Annotated in this window: 17 protein-coding genes and 4 pseudogenes; 12 read left to right on the top strand and 9 right to left on the bottom strand. The window is 69.3% G+C overall.

Going from position 1 to position 18,127, the window contains the following annotated elements; translation table 11 throughout:
• Positions 1-70 precede the first annotated feature (70 nt).
• The gene (locus FGD71_RS08060) at positions 71-1,102 is read right to left on the bottom strand and encodes a 7-epi-alpha-eudesmol synthase (RefSeq protein WP_119099697.1); all 1,032 of its coding nucleotides are present in this window, start codon (positions 1,100-1,102) and stop codon (positions 71-73) included.
• Positions 1,103-1,474: 372 nt separating this feature from the next.
• Between FGD71_RS08060 and FGD71_RS08055 the strand changes: the two genes are divergently transcribed.
• Entirely contained in the window at positions 1,475-1,867 is a 393-nt protein-coding gene (locus tag FGD71_RS08055) for a VOC family protein (RefSeq protein WP_119099696.1), read from the top strand.
• Positions 1,868-1,882: 15 nt separating this feature from the next.
• Here the strand turns inward: FGD71_RS08055 and FGD71_RS08050 are convergent, their stop codons facing one another.
• The 3 genes from FGD71_RS08050 to FGD71_RS08040 form a co-directional block, all read right to left on the bottom strand.
• Entirely contained in the window at positions 1,883-2,371 is a 489-nt protein-coding gene (locus FGD71_RS08050) for a peroxiredoxin (protein ID WP_119099695.1), read from the bottom strand.
• Positions 2,372-2,441: 70 nt separating this feature from the next.
• Positions 2,442-2,744 carry a DUF4235 domain-containing protein gene (locus tag FGD71_RS08045; protein WP_119099694.1) on the bottom strand — a complete coding sequence of 101 codons (303 nt, stop codon included), beginning with the start codon at positions 2,742-2,744 and terminating at the stop codon, positions 2,442-2,444.
• A 47-nt stretch (positions 2,745-2,791) separates the two neighbouring features.
• Positions 2,792-3,838, bottom strand: a complete 1,047-nt coding sequence (locus tag FGD71_RS08040) for a glutathione S-transferase family protein (protein WP_119099693.1) — start codon at positions 3,836-3,838, stop codon at positions 2,792-2,794.
• 145 nt (positions 3,839-3,983) lie between these two features.
• Between FGD71_RS08040 and FGD71_RS08035 the strand changes: the two are divergent.
• Positions 3,984-4,888: pseudogene (locus FGD71_RS08035) on the top strand (cation diffusion facilitator family transporter).
• Positions 4,889-5,052: 164 nt separating this feature from the next.
• Here the strand turns inward: FGD71_RS08035 and FGD71_RS08030 are convergent.
• The gene (locus FGD71_RS08030) at positions 5,053-5,502 is read right to left on the bottom strand and encodes a nitroreductase family deazaflavin-dependent oxidoreductase (RefSeq protein WP_119099710.1); all 450 of its coding nucleotides are present in this window, start codon (positions 5,500-5,502) and stop codon (positions 5,053-5,055) included.
• Between the two features lie 191 nt (positions 5,503-5,693).
• Here FGD71_RS08030 and FGD71_RS08025 point away from each other — a divergent pair, with 191 nt between their 5' ends.
• Positions 5,694-6,209: a flavoprotein gene (locus FGD71_RS08025; RefSeq protein ID WP_240436455.1), complete on the top strand. Its 516-nt coding sequence runs from the start codon at positions 5,694-5,696 to the stop codon at positions 6,207-6,209.
• Between the two features lie 58 nt (positions 6,210-6,267).
• Here the strand turns inward: FGD71_RS08025 and FGD71_RS47295 are convergent, their stop codons facing one another.
• Complete coding sequence (locus FGD71_RS47295; RefSeq protein ID WP_162931058.1) at positions 6,268-6,405, bottom strand: hypothetical protein; 138 nt, start codon at positions 6,403-6,405, stop codon at positions 6,268-6,270.
• Between the two features lie 28 nt (positions 6,406-6,433).
• Complete coding sequence (locus tag FGD71_RS08020) at positions 6,434-7,318, bottom strand: endo alpha-1,4 polygalactosaminidase (protein ID WP_119099691.1); 885 nt, start codon at positions 7,316-7,318, stop codon at positions 6,434-6,436.
• 220 nt (positions 7,319-7,538) lie between these two features.
• On the opposite strand from FGD71_RS08020, the gene FGD71_RS08015 reads away from it, so the two are divergent.
• The 3 genes from FGD71_RS08015 to FGD71_RS08005 all read left to right on the top strand — a co-directional run bounded on the left by FGD71_RS08015 (position 7,539) and on the right by FGD71_RS08005 (position 10,332).
• Entirely contained in the window at positions 7,539-8,405 is an 867-nt protein-coding gene (locus FGD71_RS08015) for a YwqG family protein (protein ID WP_119099709.1), read from the top strand.
• 159 nt (positions 8,406-8,564) lie between these two features.
• Positions 8,565-9,581: an NAD(P)-dependent oxidoreductase gene (locus FGD71_RS08010; protein WP_162931061.1), complete on the top strand. Its 1,017-nt coding sequence runs from the start codon at positions 8,565-8,567 to the stop codon at positions 9,579-9,581.
• Positions 9,582-9,684: 103 nt separating this feature from the next.
• A complete protein-coding gene (locus FGD71_RS08005; RefSeq protein WP_119099689.1) occupies positions 9,685-10,332 on the top strand; it encodes an HAD-IA family hydrolase in 648 nt (215 codons plus the stop codon).
• 42 nt (positions 10,333-10,374) lie between these two features.
• On the opposite strand, the gene FGD71_RS08000 is transcribed toward FGD71_RS08005, so the two are convergent.
• A complete protein-coding gene (locus FGD71_RS08000; RefSeq protein ID WP_119099688.1) occupies positions 10,375-11,217 on the bottom strand; it encodes a phytanoyl-CoA dioxygenase family protein in 843 nt (280 codons plus the stop codon).
• Between the two features lie 62 nt (positions 11,218-11,279).
• Between FGD71_RS08000 and FGD71_RS07995 the strand changes: the two genes are divergently transcribed.
• Complete coding sequence (locus FGD71_RS07995) at positions 11,280-12,200, top strand: helix-turn-helix domain-containing protein (protein WP_119099708.1); 921 nt, start codon at positions 11,280-11,282, stop codon at positions 12,198-12,200.
• 342 nt (positions 12,201-12,542) lie between these two features.
• On the top strand, positions 12,543-14,525 hold the full coding sequence (locus FGD71_RS07990; RefSeq protein ID WP_119099687.1) for a ricin-type beta-trefoil lectin domain protein: 1,983 nt from the start codon (positions 12,543-12,545) through the stop codon (positions 14,523-14,525).
• A gap of 23 nt (positions 14,526-14,548) precedes the next feature.
• Here FGD71_RS07990 and FGD71_RS07985 read toward each other — a convergent pair.
• Positions 14,549-14,805: pseudogene (locus tag FGD71_RS07985) on the bottom strand (FadR/GntR family transcriptional regulator); the annotation flags it as partial.
• Between the two features lie 323 nt (positions 14,806-15,128).
• On the opposite strand from FGD71_RS07985, the pseudogene FGD71_RS48540 reads away from it, so the two are divergent.
• From FGD71_RS48540 to FGD71_RS07970, 4 genes and pseudogenes are all read left to right on the top strand, one after another.
• Positions 15,129-15,503 (top strand): annotated as a pseudogene (locus FGD71_RS48540) (fuconate dehydratase); the annotation flags it as partial.
• Positions 15,501-16,020 (top strand): annotated as a pseudogene (locus FGD71_RS48535) (SDR family oxidoreductase); the annotation flags it as partial. The pseudogenes FGD71_RS48540 and FGD71_RS48535, both read left to right, overlap by 3 nt.
• Before the next feature lie 136 nt (positions 16,021-16,156).
• Positions 16,157-17,116 carry an ABC transporter permease gene (locus tag FGD71_RS07975; RefSeq protein ID WP_119099686.1) on the top strand — a complete coding sequence of 320 codons (960 nt, stop codon included), beginning with the start codon at positions 16,157-16,159 and terminating at the stop codon, positions 17,114-17,116.
• Positions 17,113-18,117: a carbohydrate ABC transporter permease gene (locus tag FGD71_RS07970; protein ID WP_240436454.1), complete on the top strand. Its 1,005-nt coding sequence runs from the start codon at positions 17,113-17,115 to the stop codon at positions 18,115-18,117. The genes FGD71_RS07975 and FGD71_RS07970 overlap by 4 nt, the downstream gene beginning before the upstream one ends.
• Positions 18,118-18,127 lie beyond the last annotated feature (10 nt).

Raw genomic sequence — 18,127 nt, 5'->3', positions numbered from 1 at the left:
GCCGGCCACCTCACGGATGGCCGGCCGAACGGGCTTCCGCGCGACAGACCGCGAGGAGCCCCTCCGACTGTCAGACCGTGAGCAGGTCGTCCACCGACCCCCGGCCCGCCAACTCGGCGGCGGACGCAGGACCTTGCTTGTCCGCGGCGTACCGCCCCGAGGTCAGTGCCCACTCGTAGTTGCCGTTGATCCAGTGCTGGATGGCCTCGATGCCCATCCGTACCCGGTCCCGCTCGTCCTCGTCCAGGCCGAGCTCGTCGTACATCTGCGGTACCTGGGCCTCCAGTTCGAGATACTGGTTGAGACACTCCGTGGTCATCCGGAACGCCTCGTCGGCCGCTTCCTCCCAGGTGCACCGGTTCTCCCGGTGCAGGACGGCTATCAGGTTGTGTCCGTCTCCTCGGCGTTTCTCGCGCTCGAAGGAATGGATGTCGTTCATGAACCCGATGGTGTCCGCGGCGAGATCACGCATCCTGATCATCAGCGGATGGGCCTGCACCTGAGCCGGGACCTCGAAGCCACGACTGCGTTCACCGGCGTCGATGCTGTGGTGGATGCCGACCGTGCGGCGGCGGAACTCGGTGTATTCCTCAAGGCCGAGCGTGCCCGCAAGGCCTCGGGCCGCCAGGTCCACCTCCTCGGTGTGCGCCACGAGGAAGCGGCCCCAGGAGGCCGCGAACCGCGTACGCCACGCCAGCGACATACCCTCCGAAAGATGCGCCCAGACCTCCGCCCAGGCCATGGTGATCGGGCAGTCCACTCGGGGGGTGCTGCCCGCGGGACGCAGCGGTGTGACGATGAGCTCACGCGCCACGTCGGCTATCCGGTCGGCGCGATCCGGTCTGCTGGCATCGAACTGGTCATCGAACAGGAAGGCCAGCGAGAACCAGTTCATGAGGACGACCATGTCCTCGGCCGAGGCGTGGGGATAAGTGCGGGCGGCGGCCTGGGGCAGGTCCCAGGACACGTACTCCTCGAAGCCGGCCTGGCTGCGCACCAGGCGCCGGTCCCACACCCAGCGCAGATGTCGCGCCCGGGCGTGCTCGAGGTGCTCACTGATGGGGGTGTCGAACGGGAGGTCGAACTTGACGTCCTGCGGCATTCGCGTCCTCTCCTGGAGACGGTTCACAGAGCCCCCCACCCTGCGGGCGGCGATCGGAACTTGACCCCCGCCAAACTCGAACTGCGCTTCCCGAGGCGAAAGTTGACTCGATTACGCTACGAGGCTGCCCTGATCGTAAATGATCTATGCCGTGACCTCCGTGACTTCTTCGTGACCTTCGTTACTCTTTTGAGCTCTCATGGCCGAATGCATACGCTTGTGTCCGGCACGGCGGAGTGATCGAGTCCGCCGGCCGGGACCTCATGCGGGAGGTCAGCGGCTCGTGGACGACTGATTCCCTGGGGCGGGGTACCCGATGGCGGGGAGCGACGGGCGGGAACGCCGCCGCGTCCGGCCCCGTACGGAGGAGACATGGCACTGGTAGTGGCAGGCGTGGTGGTACTGGACTGTGCCGAGCCCGAGAAGCTCGCCGCGTTCTACGAGGAGTTGCTGGACGCCGAGCAGACGGACGCGACCGCGAACCGCGTGGAGATCAAGGGCGGTGAAGGGCTCCGCATGGCGTTCCGCCGGGACATGACGGCCACCCCGCCGAGCTGGCCGCGGCCCGAGAACTCCCTGCAGGTCCACCTCGACTTCCATGTGGAGGACCTCGACGAGGCGGAGCGCAAGGTCGTATCACTCGGCGGGCGGCCGCTGGAGACCAAGGAGGCGGCCGGTCCGTTTGAGGAGCGTGGGTACGCCGATCCGGCCGGCCACTCCTTCACGCTGCGCCGCACGCGCGCCACGGCGCCCAAGTCGGGCTGAACGCCCGGGAGTCGATCAGCCCTGGCGAGTCGGCCCGTCGGACCGGTGGGCGCGCAGTGCCGCCAGGGCGCGGTCGGCGTGCGCGCTCATCCTGATCTCGCTGCGCACGACCTCGAGTATCTTCCGGTCCTCGGAGATGACGAAGGTGACCCGCTTCGTGGGTGCCATCGTGAAGCCCCGCTTCACGCCGAACCGCTCGCGGATCTCCCCCTCGGGGTCGGACAGCAGCGGAAACCCCAGGGTGTGCTTTCCGGCGAACTCCTGCTGCCGGTCGACCGGATCGCCGCTGATGCCCACAGGCCGCGCGCCGATGGCGGCGAACTCGGCGGCCAGGTCGCGGAAATGGCACGCCTCGGCGGTGCAGCCGGGAGTCAGGGCGGCCGGATAGAAGAAGAGGACGACGGGGCCGTCGGCCAGGAGCTCGGAGAGCTGCCGGGAGGTTCCGGTTTCGTCGGGCAGAGCGAAGTCCTCGACGGTGTCGCCCACCTCTGTCCGGTTCTTCATGGCTCGATCCCTTGGCTCCTGGCCTCCACGGCCCCGCATGTGGACGCCAACCCTACTTGACGGTAAGAAGTCAGTCCCGGCCGCCCTTGTCGCTCGCGGGCCACACTCCGGTCGCGCGTTCGACGGCCGTCGCACCCGAACGGTCCACGGCGCTGCGGACGACGGCGAAGATGGCGCCCTGGATGGCCGCGGCCAGCAGCACCTCGCCCCAACTCCGGTCCTTGTCCAGTGCGTCGGGCGCGTCCTCCTCGTGCCGGATCGTCTGCCACGTCTTCTGGAAGGCCAGCCCGGCGAGGGCTCCGCCCGCCCAGCCGAGCACGAACCCGAGGGGTTTGTAGGCGAGGGGCAGCTTCATCTTTTTCTTCTTCGGCATCGCTGTCTCCTTATGTCTTTGTATCTTTGTGCCTTTTTCTCTGCGGTTCAGGTCGTTCCTCGGCCTGTGCCTTTCTCCGGCGGCCGGCCGGCCGCCGGGACCTCCTCGCCCTCGGGTATGGGCCCCGGCGGGGTCCCGTCGCCGAACGGACGGCCGCCGAGCTCCTCGCGGCGATGAGGCGTCAGCCAGCCCGACAGATCGGGCCCGAGCGGCACGATGCCGGTCGGGTTGATGCCCGTGTGGACCTGGTAGTAGTGCCGCTTGATGTGATCGAAGTCGACGGTGTCGCCGAAGCCGGGCGTCTGGTAGAGGTCACGGACGTACGCCCACAGGACCTGGTTCTCGGTCAGCTTCCAGCGGTTGCACTTGAAGTGGCCGTGGTAGACGGCGTCGAAGCGGACCAGCGTGGTGAACAGCCGGATGTCCGCCTCCGTGATCGTGTCGCCGACCAGATAGCGCCGGTTGCCGAGCCGCTCCGTCAGCAGCTCCAGCCGTCGGAAGAGACGCTCACAGGCCTCGGCGTACTCCTCCTGATCGGTGGCGAAGCCGGCCCGGTACACCCCGTTGTTGACGTCCTCGTAGACGTCCGCCATGACCTCGTCGATCTCGTCTCGCAGCCGCGCCGGGTAGAGATCGGGTGCCCCGTCCCGGTGCAGCGCCGTCCACTCGGTGGCCAGATCCAGAGTGATCCGCTGGTAGTCATTGGTGACCAGACGGCCGCTGGGGACGTCCACGATCGCGGGCACGCTGACGCCACCCGGGTACTCCGGCTCCCGCGCGTCGTACGCCTCGCTCAGGAACCCGATGCCGAGTACGGGATCACGGCCGCCCGGATCCAGCGTGAACCGCCAGCTCCGGTCGTCCTGGACGGGGTCGGTGACGGCCATCGACAGGGCGTCCTCGAGCCCCAGCAGCCGGCGCGAGATCACCACGCGGCTCGCCCAGGGGCAGGCGCGGCTGACGACCAGACGGTAGCGCCCGGGCTCGACCGGCCAGCCGTCCCGGCCGTCCGCCGTGATGCGGTCGGTGAAGTGGCTCTTGGAGCGCCTGAAGGGCTTCCTCCCGTACGCCCGGTTGCCCTCGGTGCCGCTCATCGCGCCTCTCCTTCCTGACGGGTCCCTGGGAAGACGAGTTCCCCGGATTCGGCCGTCACCCCCGTGTGAGGGCGGGCGACCGGGGCAATCGGCCGAAGTGAGCCATAAGCCGTTGACCCGATCGGACCGCAGGACACGCCTCACCGTGCTCGTGGCGCTGGCCGCGAATCTCGTGATCGCCGTGGCCAGGCCGTGGGCGGCTTCGTCGCGGGGTCGCCGGCGCTGCTCTCGGAGGCGGCGCACTCGGTGGCCGACAGCACGAACGAGGTGTTCCTCCTCGCCGCCCTGCGCCGCAGCCGGCGGCCCGCCGACAGCCGTCACCCCTTCGGGTACGGAAAGGAGCGCTTCTTCTGGTCCCTGCTGGCAGCCGTCGGCATCTTCGTGATGGGCGGCTGCTTCTCCTTCTTCCAGGGTTTCGAAGCCCTGAGCCGGGGCGCCGCGGAGTCCTACGACGGCTATGTGGCGGGGCTGGTGGTCCTCGGGGTTGCCCTCGTCTCCGAGGGGGCGTCCTTACTGCGGGCCCTGCACCAGGTGCGCACACAGGGCGGCGCCTCCACGGCACGCGACCCGGCCCTGCGGACGGTGGTCGCCGAGGACGGCACCGCCGTGCTCGGCGTGACGCTCGCGATCACGGGCATGGCGCTCCATATGAGCACCGGCCAGGTCGTGTGGGAGGCGGCGGCGTCGTTCGCCATCGGGGCCCTGCTCGTGTACGTGGCGTACCGGCTGGGGCGCGAGGCGCGTGACCAGTTGATCGGCCGTGCCGCCGATCCCGAGCTCAGTCACCGTATCCGGGCCCTGCTGGCGGCGCAGCCGGAGATCGACTCCGTGGAGTCCCTGCTGACCATGCAACTGGGTCTGGACTCGACCCTGGTGGCCGCCCGCGTCGACCTCACGCCCGGCCTGGACAGCGAGGACGTCGAACTGGTCGCCGAGCGGATCAAGCGGTCCGTGTCCCATACGGTCCCTGAGGCCGAGCAGATCTTCCTCGACGTGACGGACGCGCCGACCGCGAAACGGGACGCTCACCGGGGGCCGCGCGGGGGCTGACCTGCCCGGAAGGGCGGCCGACCGCGCCCCGGGGCAGACAGCGATGGACCCCGCCGCGACGGGGGAGCGCGGCGGGGCCTGAGAGTCGTGTGCCCGGCGCACGACGGTTCATTCCTGCCGGGCCCGCCAAATCTTCCGGAGAACCTTCCGGACCGTGATCGCCGTCAGTGCCCGCCGGCCGGTTCCAGGACGAACACCGGGATCTCGCGGTCGGTCTTCTTCTGGTAGTCGGCGTACGGCGGATACGCCGCGACGGCGCGCTCCCACCACAACGCCTTCTCCTCGCCCGTCACTTCACGGGCGATCATGTCCTGGCGCACCGTGCCGTCCCGGAGCTCCACCCGCGGATCGGCCAGGACGTTGTGGTACCAGACCGGATGCTTGGGCGCGCCGCCCAGGGAGGCGACGGCGGCGTAGGCGCCCTCGTGCTCCACGCGCATGAGCGGGGTCTTGCGTATCTTGCCGCTCTTGGCGCCCCGGGTGGTCAGCAGGATCACGGGCATCCCCGTGTCCATCAGCGTGGTCCCCTTGGTCCCACCTGAACTCTCGATCAACTCCACCTGCTCACGAACCCACTGCGTGGGGCTGGGCTCGTACTCGCCCTCCAGAGGCATGCCTTCGTTCCCATCGTCGTGTGTGTGCTGAACCATTCCAGGCTCACATGTACCCCGGACAACTCAACCATGCCCGGGGATGGCCGGCCCCGGGCATCGCCGTCCGCTTCCAGTACGAGTCCCATGACGCCGACGGCCAGTGGTGGCGGAGTAGCGTCCTCCGGCAGGGCCTCTTCAGTAGGCTCTGGCCGGTGACCGAACAGGCCCGGAAACCCTTCCTCTACGTCGTCGTGTGCGCCGCCGGAGTCGCCGAGGGCGTCGGCGCGTTGATCACACTCGCCCAGGAGCGCGACTGGGACGTCGGCGTCATCGCGACCCCGCTCGCGACGGGCTTCCTCGACACCGCCGCGGTCGAGAAGCAGACCGGACGGGTGATCCGCTCCGCCTGGCGGTCGCCGGGCGACCCACGGCCGTTCCCGGACCCGGATGCCGTCGTCGTGGCACCCGCGACGTTCAACACCGTCAACAAATGGGCCGCCGGGATCTCCGACACCCTGGCCCTCGGCACACTCTGCGAGGCGTACGGCCTCGGCGTCCCGATCGCCGTACTCCCTTGCGTCAGTGAGGCGTTGGCCGCGCACCCCGCCTACCAGGAGAGCCTGAAGCGGCTGCGCGGGATGGGGGTCCGGTTCGGTGAGCACTCCTTCGGCAGTCCGGTGGAGGGCGGGTTTCGCTGGGAGCAGGCCCTGGAGCTGCTGGATCGGTAGTCCGGTCCGTCCGGTCCAGCCCAGTCCGGTCCGTCCAGTCCAGTCCGTCCGGACCGGCTCAGTGGTCCAGCTCGGCTCGCAACTCCGGTTGCAGCGACGCCCGATGAGCCCGTACGAGGTCGTCGCACAGGTCCCAGATGCGCTCGACCGGCAGGGCCGCCGCCGTGGCGACGACGGCCAACCGGGCACAGAACACCCCGAGTTCGACTCATCGGGGTCTCCCGTCAGCGGGTTTTGCGGACGTAGTCGGCGCTGCCCGGCTTCGACACCAGCACATCCCGGCGCACGATGCTCAGCCGGTCACCGAAGCCCGAACGGGCCTTCTTCAGGCCGTTGTCCGTGTACTCGATCACGACGACCCGGTCGTCGAACGCCTTGGCGTACTCGCCGCACTCGTCGTACTCGCCGCACTCCTCCGCCACCGCGAAATCGAGCCCCGTACGGGATCGGAAGCCGGCCAGCTCCACGGTGTTCTTCTGGGCGATGGCCAGGCCCCGGGCGTGCGCGTGCGCGGAGAGAAGCTTGATGAAGGACGTGGCGTCGTTCGCGGTCAGCAGGCGGCGCGAGCGGGTGTAACTGTCGTAGTTGTCCGGCTCGACGGCGTCGTAGCCCTTGGCCGCGCAGCCGTCGATCCACTGGTTGATCCGGTCCGCGATCCGTTTGCGTTTGGCAGGCGTACCGATGTCGAGCAGTGCCTCGCCCCAGTCGCCGTCCACGACGACCTTGCCCTTCCTTTCGCGCAGCAGCAGCTCGGCGGGCCAGTCGTCCCGCTCGTCCGGCTGGGCCTGGAAGGCGTTGACGTAACAGATGTTGTAGAGACCCGGGGCGGGCGAGTCCGTGCGGTCGCGGCTGACGATGCGGACTCCGGCCGGCGGAGAATAGGAGCCGCCGATCTGGTAGTCGAAGCCGACGTGCCGTGGCGGCAGTCGGACGCTCCTCGGCGTCGGCGTCGGCGTCGGCGTCGGCGTCGGCGTCGGCGTCGGCTTCGGTTTCGCGGTGTCGTCCGGGTCGTCGTCGGACCAGGACGTACAGCCGGCCAGCGCCGCGAGGGCGACCAGGGCAGCGGCCGCCCTGAGGCCTCCGGCGCGGGCAACACGCTTGACGGGCATGTCCGCTCCATCAAATCGCGAGTACGACCCCGCCTCGGACGCCTCTGGCGATCCTGGCGACTTTGGCCGGACTTGAACCATGTCCGCTACCGGCTGGGCGCACCTCTGCGTACCGGGCTGCACGCCCCGGCACGATCAGGATCAAAGCGTGGGAAATCGCGCCCGTCAAGTGGATGGGGTGCCGGGCGGCCTGTCAGTGGTGCCGTGCATGATCGGGCGCATGGTTCATGGATCCTCCGACGCCTTGCGCTCTCTCGCCCTGCGGCACCTGTCTCCTGACGTTGCCGATCAGTGGCTCGGCCTGTTGCGCCCCGGATTCCGACTTGAGGCAGCCGCAGGCTCGGACAACCTGGCCGGTCATCTCGGTGGTCGGCCGAAGCTGCCGGCCCATACGGAATGGCCGGTCTGGGAGGGGCACGGGCCGCTCTCGTTCATCGCTTCGATCGACTGCGCGGCGCTGCCCGCCCATGCTTTGGATATCGACCTGCCGGACGCGGGGAGGCTGCTGTTCTTCTACTTCGACGGCCAGCTGGATGACGGTGACGCTCTCGTGCTGCCCGAGGAGCGAGAGAGCCGGGCGGGAGCCCGTGTGCTCTACGTACCGGCCGGTGAAGAGGCGCTGGAGCACGAGACGCCCGTGGAACTCGAGCCGTATCCCGCGGTGCCGCTGGCCGGCCGGGTGGAGATGACGGCGGCCGAGCCCTGGCATCCGCAGATCCGCGAGACCTTCGCACCGGGTGCCCCGCTGGGGCAGCGCTACGACCACCCCGTGTGCACTCAGGAGTTCCTCGACGCGCTCTGGGAGTTCGACGACGCGGTGGGCCACCAGATCAGTGGCCACGCGCATGCGGTTCAGAACCCGGTGGAGATAGAGATCGCGGAAGCGGCGCTGGAGGGGGAGGTGTCCTGGGACGATCCCCGGCTGTCGAAGGAAGCGGGCAGTTGGGTGCTGCTGGCGCAGTTCGACAGCGAGGACGCCGCGGACATGATGTGGGGTGACGGCGGGGCCCTGTACTGGCTGATGCGCCCGCAGGACCTGGCCGAGCGGCGATTCGACCGGGCCATGTTCACCTGGCAGTGCAGCTGATGGCCACCACACCCCAACGGCTCGGTGCCGTCCGGCGTCGCGGGCGTTCGGGCCGATCGCCTGGCCTGGCCAGTCCGAGGGGTGCTCCGGGAACCTGGGTGCGCGCGGCTACCGTTCTGTGAGGTCGTGACCCCGTTCCGTACGGATGCAAGGAGAGCCGTGAGCACCCAGGACAAGCCGCTCGTGATCCTGCGCGCCGCCCCGCACCCCGTGGACCGGATCTTCACGCCGGCCGCGCTGGCCCTGCTCCACGAGCGTTTCACCGTCGTGGAACCGGACTCCGAAGCAGCCCTCGACCGGGCCCTGCCCGACGCCTTCGCCGTAGTCGGGCAACCCGACCTGCCGGCCGAACGCCTCGCGCGGGCAGGCGAGTTGAGGGCCCTGCTCAACGTCGAGGGCAACTTCTATCCGTACGTCGACTACGAAGTCTGCTTCGAGCGGGGCATCCACGTCCTGAACTGCGGCCCCGCGTACGCCCAGGCCGTCGCCGAGTACGCGCTCGGCCTGGCTCTCGACCTGGCGCGCGGCATCAGCCGCGAGGACCGCGCCTTCCGCGCCGGACGCGAGCGGTACGTGTCCGACGGCAACACCGACGCCGTACTGCTGCGCGGCTCGGACGTCGGCCTGATCGGTTTCGGAAACCTCGGCCGCAGCCTGTACCCGCTGCTGGCGCCCTTCCGCCCCACCGTCCGCGTCTACGACCCCTGGCTGCCGCCCACCGTACTGCGCGAGCAGGGTCTCGTCCCGGCCACGCTGGACGAGACCCTGGCCCGCAGCCGGTTCGTCTTCGTACTCGCCACCGCCACGGAAGAGAGCCGTCATCTGCTCGGCGAGCGTGAACTCGGCCTGCTGGCCGACGGCGTCCGGCTGGTGCACGTCAGCCGAGCACCCGTCGTCGACTACCCGGCGCTGCTCGCGCGGGTCGCCCAGGGCCGTCTGCTGGCAGCCATCGACGTCTGGCCCGATGAGCCCGTCGCCCCCGACGACCCCGCTCGCGACCTGGAGGGACTGGTGCTCTCCGCCCACCGTGCGGGCGGCATCCCGGAGGCCTTTCTGGCCATCGGCGACATGGTGGTCGACGACCTGACACTGATCGCCCGGGGCCTGCCGCCCGTCCGCATGCAGACCGCCGCACGCGAACTCGTCCACCGCTACCGCAACCGTCCTGTCACGTGAGGGAATCCATCACCGACAATCCATCACCGACGATCCATGAACGACAATCCATGAACGACCCAGATGAAAGACCTGGACAAAGGACGCCGATGAAGGACTTCGCATGAACATCCCCTGCCGGGGCCTCCTCTTCGACAACGACGGCGTCCTGGTCGACTCCGACCCGGGCGTCGAACAGGCATGGAGCCAGTGGGCCCGTGACCGCGGCCTGCCGGCCGAGGAGGTCACCGCGATGGTGCACGGACGGCGCTCCGCCGACACCGTCGCGCTGCTCGTCGCCGACCCGCCGGAGCGGGCGGCGGCCCTCGCCGAGATCGACCGTCTGGAGATCGAGGCCGCCGCCCTCACGACGGCGCTGCCCGGCGCCCTCGACCTGCTCACGAGCCTCCCGCAGGAGAGTTGGGCCGTGGTGACCTCCGGCGTCACCGCGCTCGCCCGGGCCCGCCTCGCCGCCGCCGGTCTGCCGCTGCCGCCCGTGCTCATCGCCGCGGACGACGTCAGCCACGGCAAACCGGCCCCGGACGGGTATCGCGCGGCGGCGGAGAAACTCGGGATCGACCCGGCGACGGCTGTCGTTTTCGAGGACAGCGTCGCCGGGGCCACGGCGGGCGCGGCGGCCGGTGCGTACGTCATCGGAGTCGGACCGCGCGGACTCGATACCGAAGCCCCGGTGGTCGTCACCGATCTGCGCGGGCTGACCTGGCGCGACGGCGCGCTCGACCTCACGGCTGCCCGCCTCTTGCGGTCCTGACCCGGTCCTGACCCGGCCCTGCCTCGGTGCTGACCCGGTGCTTCAGTGCGGACCCACCGGCTCGAATTCCGTGCCGCACGGGCCGGCGCCCTCGCTCTCCCGCAGCGGGACGGGATCGCCGCTCATCGACAGGGTGTGGTAGAAGCTCCCGATGCGCTCGGCCGAGCGGCCCACGTAGTGGCCGATGTACGAGCGGCGGAAGCGGTCGGGGCTGCGGTTCGGCTGCGATCCGTGCACCAGGGTGCCGTTGAAGAACAGGACGTCGCCCGGCTCCATGTCGACCGGCACGGTGGCCAGGCCGGGCGGCGGCGGTACGTACTCCCGCGCGAAGGACAGTCCGGCGTCCGCCTCCTCGGGGCAGAAGAGGTCCATCCGGTGTGTGCCCGGCACCACCTCCAGGCCGCCGTTGTCCCGGTCGATCACGTCGCAGGCGATCCACGCGGCCACACAGGTGCCGGGCTCGACACGGAGATAGAAGTTGTCCTGGTGCAGGGCCTGGCCCCGGGCGCCCGGCGGTTTGAAGTAGAACATGCTCTGGGCCGCCAGGACCTCCTCGCCGAGAAGCGTCTCAAGGGCGCTGCGCAGACGCGGTTCGAGGAGGAAGCGCAGGGCCAGGTCGTTGATCTTGTGCGGGTGCATCACACGGGGGTAGCGGTGCAGCGGATCGGCGTGACCTGCGGGGTCGTCGGTATCCGAGGTGCGCGGTTCGAAGTGGCCGGGTACCGGACCCGCGGCATGCAGAGCCGTGAACTCCGCGTTCAGCCCGGCGATTTCGTCCCGGCCGAACAGACCGCGCAGCACGGTGAAGCCCTTCTCCTCGAACTGCCGGTGACCGGCCTCGGGCAGGATGGGGGCACCGGAGGTGCCGATGTCCGTGGCTGTCATGCGTTCACCCTTCAGACGATGTTCCGTGCCTGCCACGCTAGGCCGCCGTGCGTCTCGGCGGGATGACCGTGAGCGCTGAGGAATTGCCCGAGCCTGCTGTCCCCTCGCCGCCGCCCGGCCTGGTGACCGTCGGGCGCTTCGACGAGCGGCCCGGCTACAGCGTCAACCGGCCCGGCGGCTCGGGCAGTTGGCTGTTCACCTGGACCACCGGCGGGCACGGACGGCTGCGCCAGGGCACCACCGAGACACGAGCCGGCGCGGGGGACCTGGTGGTCCTGGGCCCCGGTGTGCCCCACCGGTACACGGTCGCGCCGGGCGCGCGGCACTGGGCGTTCTGGTGGGCCCACTGCCAGGCCAGGCCGTCCTGGGCGGGCTGGCTGCGGCCGTACGCGCTCGGCGACCGGCTGTACGCCGTCACGCCTGTCCCGGACACCGCCCACGGCCGCGTGACGTCGGCGTTCCTGCGCATGCTGGCCGACGCCCGGTGGACCGGGGAGGGCGGCCCACCCGGCACCATCGCCGCGCCGCACGCCTCCGAGGACGGCCAGGTCGCCGTGGCCCACGGAACCGCTGCCCGCGAACTGGCCCTCTGCTCCCTGGAATCGGTCGTACTGCTCGCGGCCGCCACCGCGCGCACGGAGCCCCGGCGATCCGGCATCGACGCACGCATCCGCCAGGCCGAGGCGCTGATCGCCGCGGATCCGGGCGCCCCGCACACCGTGGCGTCCCTGGCCGCGGGCGTCTCGCTCTCGCCCTCCCGGTTCGCGCACCTCTTCAGCCAGCAGCTCGGCCAGTCCCCGATGCGGGCACTGCTCGCCGCGCGGCTGCTGCACGCCGCCCGGCTCCTGGAGGCCACCGATCTGCCGGTGGAACGGGTGGCGGCGGCCTCCGGCTTCACCAGCCCGTTCCACTTCAACCGCGTCTTCCGGCAGCGCTACGGCACGCCTCCCGGCGCGTACCGGGCGGGGCTCCGAGCTCCGTAGGGGCGCATCCCCGGTGGGTGCGGTCGCGATGTGGCCGAGATGGCTCGTACGTCAAGATGTCCAGACATATTCCCTTGGCATGCCCAAGGTTCGAGACCTCCTCATTCTGGGCGGCAAATCGGTACTTACTTCCAGTAAGTTGAGGAAATTAAATTCGAGTCACTTTCAGGCAAACTCTTTTTGACGCTTTGTCATGGCGAACTCGTTGGCTTGAAAATGGCGTTGAGAGCGTTCTCTTGAATCGGGGCGCTGGGCTGTGCGATGGTGCGCCTGTCAGCGTGCGGCAATTCCATGCCCGTTGGTGTGGACTAACCCCGCACGGCCCTCGGAGGAAAGTGCAACGTGAGTGATGCGACCCCGTCGAATTCCCGCACCCATGCTCGACAGTTCGATGCGACGGACGAGGAGCTCACGAACGACCTGAGGAGGAACTCCTCCGGCGAGGCCCTTGCCCGCTATCCCTCGGGTGAGCTGCTGGCACGTCACTGGGTGGCGGTTCACTCGTACGCCCGCCTGTGCACCAACGGAGCGCAGTACGCGGGAATGCTCACCACCGCGGCGTTCACCCGGCTGTTCGGGCAATCCGCCCGGCAGTCAGGGCCGACAGCGGCTTGGCGGCCGCGATTACTGGTCACCGTGCGCCGTATCGCGGCGGAATGGGCCATGGACAATCGGCGGACACTGCTCCACCCCGGTCTGCAGCCCGGCCCGGACGGCGGAGACCGGGCCGCGGCACGGCTTCTCCCGCCGGAGAACAGGCGCTTGGTGGTCGGCGCGTTCCAGCAACTGCCGGAGGCCGCTCGCTGCATTCTGTGGCACGCGGAAGTCGAGGCGGAGGATCTCGCGATACCGGCCGGCCTGCTCGGCCTGACGCCCCAGGACGTCCCCATACGACTGGAGCGGGCGCGTGCCCTGCTGCGCCGGCACTGTCTGGAAAGCCATCGCGAACTCGCCCCCGAAGGGGAGTGTCACCGCTACAGCCGGCTCCTGGACGCGTCGCTGCGGGGCCGTGGCGTCTCGAGCTGCCCCGATCTGCGGGAGCACCTGGACCGGTGCCGGCACTGCCGGTACACGGCCGACCAGGTGGACCATTCCGGAGACCGGCTGGCCCTGCTGCTGGCCGAGGCGTTACTCGTCTGGGGAGCGCAGGACTATCTCGACTCCCGGCCGGGTCGTCGTGGCCCGATGGAGAACGCGCATGCCGGCCCGGTCGTGGCCGTGTCGCCGGGCCCCGAACCCTGGGCCGCCGCCCCGGATGACGGACATGGGACCGCTCCGGACGACGGGCTCGGGTCCGCCCCGGATGACGGACATGGGACCGCTCCGGACGACGTGCTCGGGTCCGCCCCGGATGACGGACATGGGACCGCTCCGGACGACGTGCTCGGGTCCGCCCCGGTCGACGGACATGGGACCGCCCCGGACGACGTGCTCGGGTCCGCTCCGGACGACGGACATGCGACCGCCCCGGGCAACCGGACCTGGTCCGCGGCGCGTCTTCCCGTGCACCCCGACAACCGTCCCGTGCACCCGGACAACAGACCCGTGCCCCCCGCCAACAGCCCCAGGGAGCCCAGAAAGGGCCCGCGGCGCGGCAGCCCGCATCGCGACCGGAGGAACCCCGCCCTGGCCGTGCTCTCCCTCACCGTGCTCGCCGTGAGCACGGGTGTGCTGGTGCCGCTGGTCCTGTGGTCCGGCGGCGGGGACGACGCGGAGCCCCCCGCCGACGCGAGCACCGGGACGGCGTCCGAGGGGCCCGGTGCGCAGCCGTCCCGCGCGGGCACGGCCGACGCGTCACCCGGCATCCTGAGCGGCAGGCTGCGCCATGCCGAGAGCGGACTGTGCGTCGGCATCGACGACGGCAAGGTGACCGAGGGCGCGGAGGCCGAGCTCGCCACCTGCACCTCGGCGGACCGGCAGCAGTGGTCGTACGAGAGCGACGGGTCACTGCGCAGCCTGGCCGTCTCCGAGTTGTGCCTCGACTCCCGCCTGGCCTCCTCGGTGCGACTGGGTCAGTGCGAGGGCGAGGAGAAGACGTACGCCGAGAACGTGCGTTACGACTTCACCCTCCAAGGCAGTCTGGTGCCACTGGGGCGCCAGGAGCTGGCCCTGACCCCCGCCTCGACGGAAAGCCAGTCGGACCTCGTCCTGAAGGCACGTGACGACGGGAAATCCCAGCGCTGGCTGATCGACCCGTCGGAGGACTCGCTCCAGATGGAGTGGATCACCGCGTACACGGACGGTGACTCCCCGGAGCCGACGCGCAGCGCCGTTCCGACACCCACGCCCACCCCGTCCTCCACGCCGGCGCGCGGAGGGCCCTAGTACACAGGGGGACCGGCGTGGTCGCGCAGCAGCTCCACCGCGGATCCAATGCCGCTCAGCAGCAGTTCGGGTTCCCGGCTGGTCACATAGGTGCCGTCGCCACGCCGGATCTCCAGCACACGTGAGGCGACCAGCGCGTTCACCGCCTCCCGCATCAGATTGCCGGACAGGCCCAGCTCCGCGGCGAGCTGCTGCTCGGGGGCAGTTCGGCCCCCGGGCGGAAACTCGCCCGGCTGGATGAGTCTCTGATGTGGTCGATGGCCTTGTCGGTCAATGACATGCGTCGCCGTCCCCTCCTAGGGCCTGAGCCCCTAGGAGGGGACGGCGCAGAGGCACCGCAGCGATACATCCCATGACTTCGGAGATATGAGATGGCTCGCCTGCGGATGACACGGCCAGTGAATCGGTTAACCGGCAGGCAGTCGAGGGCACATACGTAAATTCCTGCCGCAGGTATGGACACGGCCGTTGGGTCGGCCTTTAAATTCATCCCATGTCCGAAGGCCTGTTGTTCGGCAGGGACATGCCATTGACGCATGACGGCAGGTGGTTGCCATGACCCCGAACCGACGCCGCGGCCCCGGACCGGGATGGCTGGGCACGATGACCGAACTGATCAGCGCCGTCGAAGCGGTGGGCGGACGGTTCCCCACATCGCTCGCACTCGACGGCTCCGGCGCCATGAACCCCGAACCCGACTACTCCGCCGCCTATGTGACGACCCGTACGAGCGGCGTCGACAAGGGGCACGGCCTGGCTTTCACCGTGGGACGCGGCAACGATGACGAAGTCGCCGCCGTACGGGCCCTGGCCCCGCTGGTGGTGGGACTGCCGGTGGAGGAGGTCCTGGGCGACCGCGGCAGCTCCAGTCGCCGGGCGGGAAAGCCGGTCGGGCGGCTGCTGTCCGAGCCGGCCCCGGAACAGCTCGTCGGCCTGGTCGACTTCCGCTACCTCGAGGAGGCGCTGACCCGCGACGACAACGCCGGGATCGGCGCCCAGGGCACCATCGAGGACAACCCCGACGACGAATGGTGTCGCGTCTTCGACGCCAACGTCTTCGGCATGGTCCGGGCGCCCCGGACCGGACTTCCCCACCTGCGCCGCTTCCGCAGCGCGGCCATCGTCAACACCTGCTCCATCGCGGCGACGGCGGTCCTGCCCGACCGGACGGTGTACTCGGCGACCAAGGGCGCCGTCCTCTCCCTCACCCGGGCGAGCACCGCCGGCCTCTTACGCTCCGGATCCCGCGTCGACTGAGTCGACCCCCAGCACCGCTGACACTCCGTGGATCGGGCGCCTGCTGGAGCGCGCCGCCGATCCCGAGGCCGAACACGCCGCCCTCAACGCCCGCCAACCCATGGGGCGCCTGGTCACCGCCGACGAGGTGGCCGCGGCCATCGCCTACCTCGCGAGCTCACTGTCCGGCTCCACCACCGGTACGGACCTCGCCGTGGACGGCGCCATGCACGGACTACGAATCCGCCCGCAGGGCTGACCGTCGTCAGCGCCCCTCCCCGCACGGCCAGCAAGGAGACACAGCAAATGCGCAGTTGGACCCATCCGCCCGCAGGGCTGCCGCGGCGCGCTTGCCGCCCGGCCTGCGTGCGCCGCGCGGCCTCTGGAGCCTAGCGATGTCCCAGAACAGCGCGGCGACGCCGCTCCGCGTGCCGAAGGTGAGCATGCGGCGCAGGGCCCGGCGCAGCGTCACCCGGCATTGGACGCTCTACCTGCTGCTGATGGTGCCGCTCGTCCATGTGGCGATCTTCAAGTACGTCCCCATGGCCAACGCGGTCATCGCCTTCAAGGACTACAACATCATCAAGGGCGTCTGGGGAAGCGACTGGGTGGGCCTGCGCAACTTCCAGCAGATATTCGGCAACCCGGTCTTCTGGCAGCTGGTGAAGAACACCTTCCTGCTGTCGTTCTACGCGGTGATCGCAAGCTTCCCGGTGCCGATCATCCTGGCGCTGGCGCTGAACGAGATCCGGCAGGGGATCTTCAAGCGGACTGTGCAGATGGTGACGTACGCTCCGTACTTCATCTCCACCGTTGTCGTCGTCTCGATGACGATCATGATCCTGTCTCCCCAAACAGGTCTCGTCAGCCATGTCACGGGCTTCTTCGGCGTCGACAAGGCGGACCTGCTGGCGGATGCGGACTACTTCCGGCACATCTACGTCTGGTCGGACATCTGGCAGACCGCGGGTTACTCAGCCGTGATCTACTTGGCCGCCCTCTCGGCTGTCGATCCGTCGCTGTACGAGGCGGCACGCGTCGACGGCGCCACAAGGCTGCAGAAGATCTGGCACGTCGACCTGCCGAGCATCATGCCGGTCGCAGTGATCATCCTGGTCCTCGCCGTCGGCAACATCATGGCCATCGGCTTCGAGAAGGCCTTCCTGCTGCAGAACCCGATGAACCTCAGCGCCTCGGAGATCATCGCCACCTACGTCTACAAGACCGGTCTGATCAACGCCGACTTCAGTCAGGCGACCGCCATCGGGCTGCTCAACTCGGTGGTCAATCTGGCCCTACTGGTCTTCGTGAACTTCGTCGCCAAACGGCTCACCGGAAGCGGGGTGTGGTCATGAGCCGGTCACAGATCACAGCGGTTGCCGGCCCGGAGAGCCATGACCGCCCGACAACGCCCGGCACACACCGGGGTCCGGGCTCTTCGCGTCCGCTCTCGCTCCGACGGCGGGGCAGCCGGCGGATCCAGGAGACCCGGATCGACCGGATGTTCCTGTTCTGCACCTACCTGCTGCTGTGCACGTTCCTGGCCGTCGTTCTTCTTCCCCTGCTGAACATCGTCGCCAGTTCCTTCAGCGACCCGATCGCCGTCTCGTCCGGCCGGGTGCTGTTCTGGCCGTTCGACTTCTCCCTGCGCGGCTACGAAGTCGCCCTCAGCAGCCCGCAGATCGTCACTGGATTCCTCAACTCGCTCTTCTACACCCTCGTCGGCACGCTCATCAGCGTCAGCCTCACCATCGCCCTTGCCTACCCCCTGTCTCGCAAGAGCCTGTTCGGGCGGGGCCCGGTGATGGCCGTCGTGATCTTCACCATGCTGTTCTCCGGTGGCCTGATCCCCACCTACCTGGTGGTCCAGGAACTCGGCATGATCAACACCCGCTTGGCGCTGATCATCCCGCAGGCCATCGGCGTCTGGCAGGTCGTCATCGCCAGCACCTACTTCCGCACCATGATCCCCGACGAGTTGTACGAGGCCGCGCAACTCGACGGCTGCGGTGATCTGCGCTTCCTGTGGAAGGTCGCCCTGCCCCTGGCCAAACCGATGATCGCCGTGGTGGCGCTGATGTACGCCATCACCCAGTGGAACTCCTACTTCGACGCCCTGCTCTACCTCAAGGACGCCGACCTCTACCCGATCCAGCTGGTGCTGCGGAACATCCTCATCCTCAACACCACCCCCGGCGGCATGACGGACGCCTCCCAGATGCTGGAACGCCAGCAACTCGCGGACCTGCTCAAGTACTCCCTGATCGTCATCGCGAGCGTGCCCGTCCTGCTCATCTACCCCTTCGTCGCGCGCTACTTCACCAAGGGAATCATGATCGGCGCGATCAAGGGCTGAGCAGACCCCG

Source organism: Streptomyces sporangiiformans (genome assembly GCF_005768555.2).
GTDB classification, from domain to species: Bacteria; Actinomycetota; Actinomycetes; order Streptomycetales; family Streptomycetaceae; genus Streptomyces; species Streptomyces sporangiiformans.
Note: the sequence above shows the minus strand (reverse complement) of the source record. Positions and strands in the feature narration are given on the sequence as shown.

Excerpts from the sequence above, each read along its gene's own strand:
- FGD71_RS08060 (WP_119099697.1), bottom strand. The coding sequence starts at position 1,102 with ATGCCGCAGGACGTCAAGTTCGACCTCCCGTTCGACACCCCCATCAGT.
- FGD71_RS08055 (WP_119099696.1), top strand. The coding sequence starts at position 1,475 with ATGGCACTGGTAGTGGCAGGCGTGGTGGTACTGGACTGTGCCGAGCCC.
- FGD71_RS08050 (WP_119099695.1), bottom strand. The coding sequence starts at position 2,371 with ATGAAGAACCGGACAGAGGTGGGCGACACCGTCGAGGACTTCGCTCTG.
- FGD71_RS08045 (WP_119099694.1), bottom strand. The coding sequence starts at position 2,744 with ATGCCGAAGAAGAAAAAGATGAAGCTGCCCCTCGCCTACAAACCCCTC.
- FGD71_RS08040 (WP_119099693.1), bottom strand. The coding sequence starts at position 3,838 with ATGAGCGGCACCGAGGGCAACCGGGCGTACGGGAGGAAGCCCTTCAGG.
- FGD71_RS08030 (WP_119099710.1), bottom strand. The coding sequence starts at position 5,502 with ATGCCTCTGGAGGGCGAGTACGAGCCCAGCCCCACGCAGTGGGTTCGT.
- FGD71_RS08020 (WP_119099691.1), bottom strand. The coding sequence starts at position 7,318 with ATGCCCGTCAAGCGTGTTGCCCGCGCCGGAGGCCTCAGGGCGGCCGCT.
- FGD71_RS08015 (WP_119099709.1), top strand. The coding sequence starts at position 7,539 with ATGGTTCATGGATCCTCCGACGCCTTGCGCTCTCTCGCCCTGCGGCAC.
- FGD71_RS08005 (WP_119099689.1), top strand. The coding sequence starts at position 9,685 with ATGAACATCCCCTGCCGGGGCCTCCTCTTCGACAACGACGGCGTCCTG.
- FGD71_RS08000 (WP_119099688.1), bottom strand. The coding sequence starts at position 11,217 with ATGACAGCCACGGACATCGGCACCTCCGGTGCCCCCATCCTGCCCGAG.
- FGD71_RS07995 (WP_119099708.1), top strand. The coding sequence starts at position 11,280 with ATGACCGTGAGCGCTGAGGAATTGCCCGAGCCTGCTGTCCCCTCGCCG.
- FGD71_RS07975 (WP_119099686.1), top strand. The coding sequence starts at position 16,157 with ATGTCCCAGAACAGCGCGGCGACGCCGCTCCGCGTGCCGAAGGTGAGC.
- FGD71_RS07970 (WP_240436454.1), top strand. The coding sequence starts at position 17,113 with ATGAGCCGGTCACAGATCACAGCGGTTGCCGGCCCGGAGAGCCATGAC.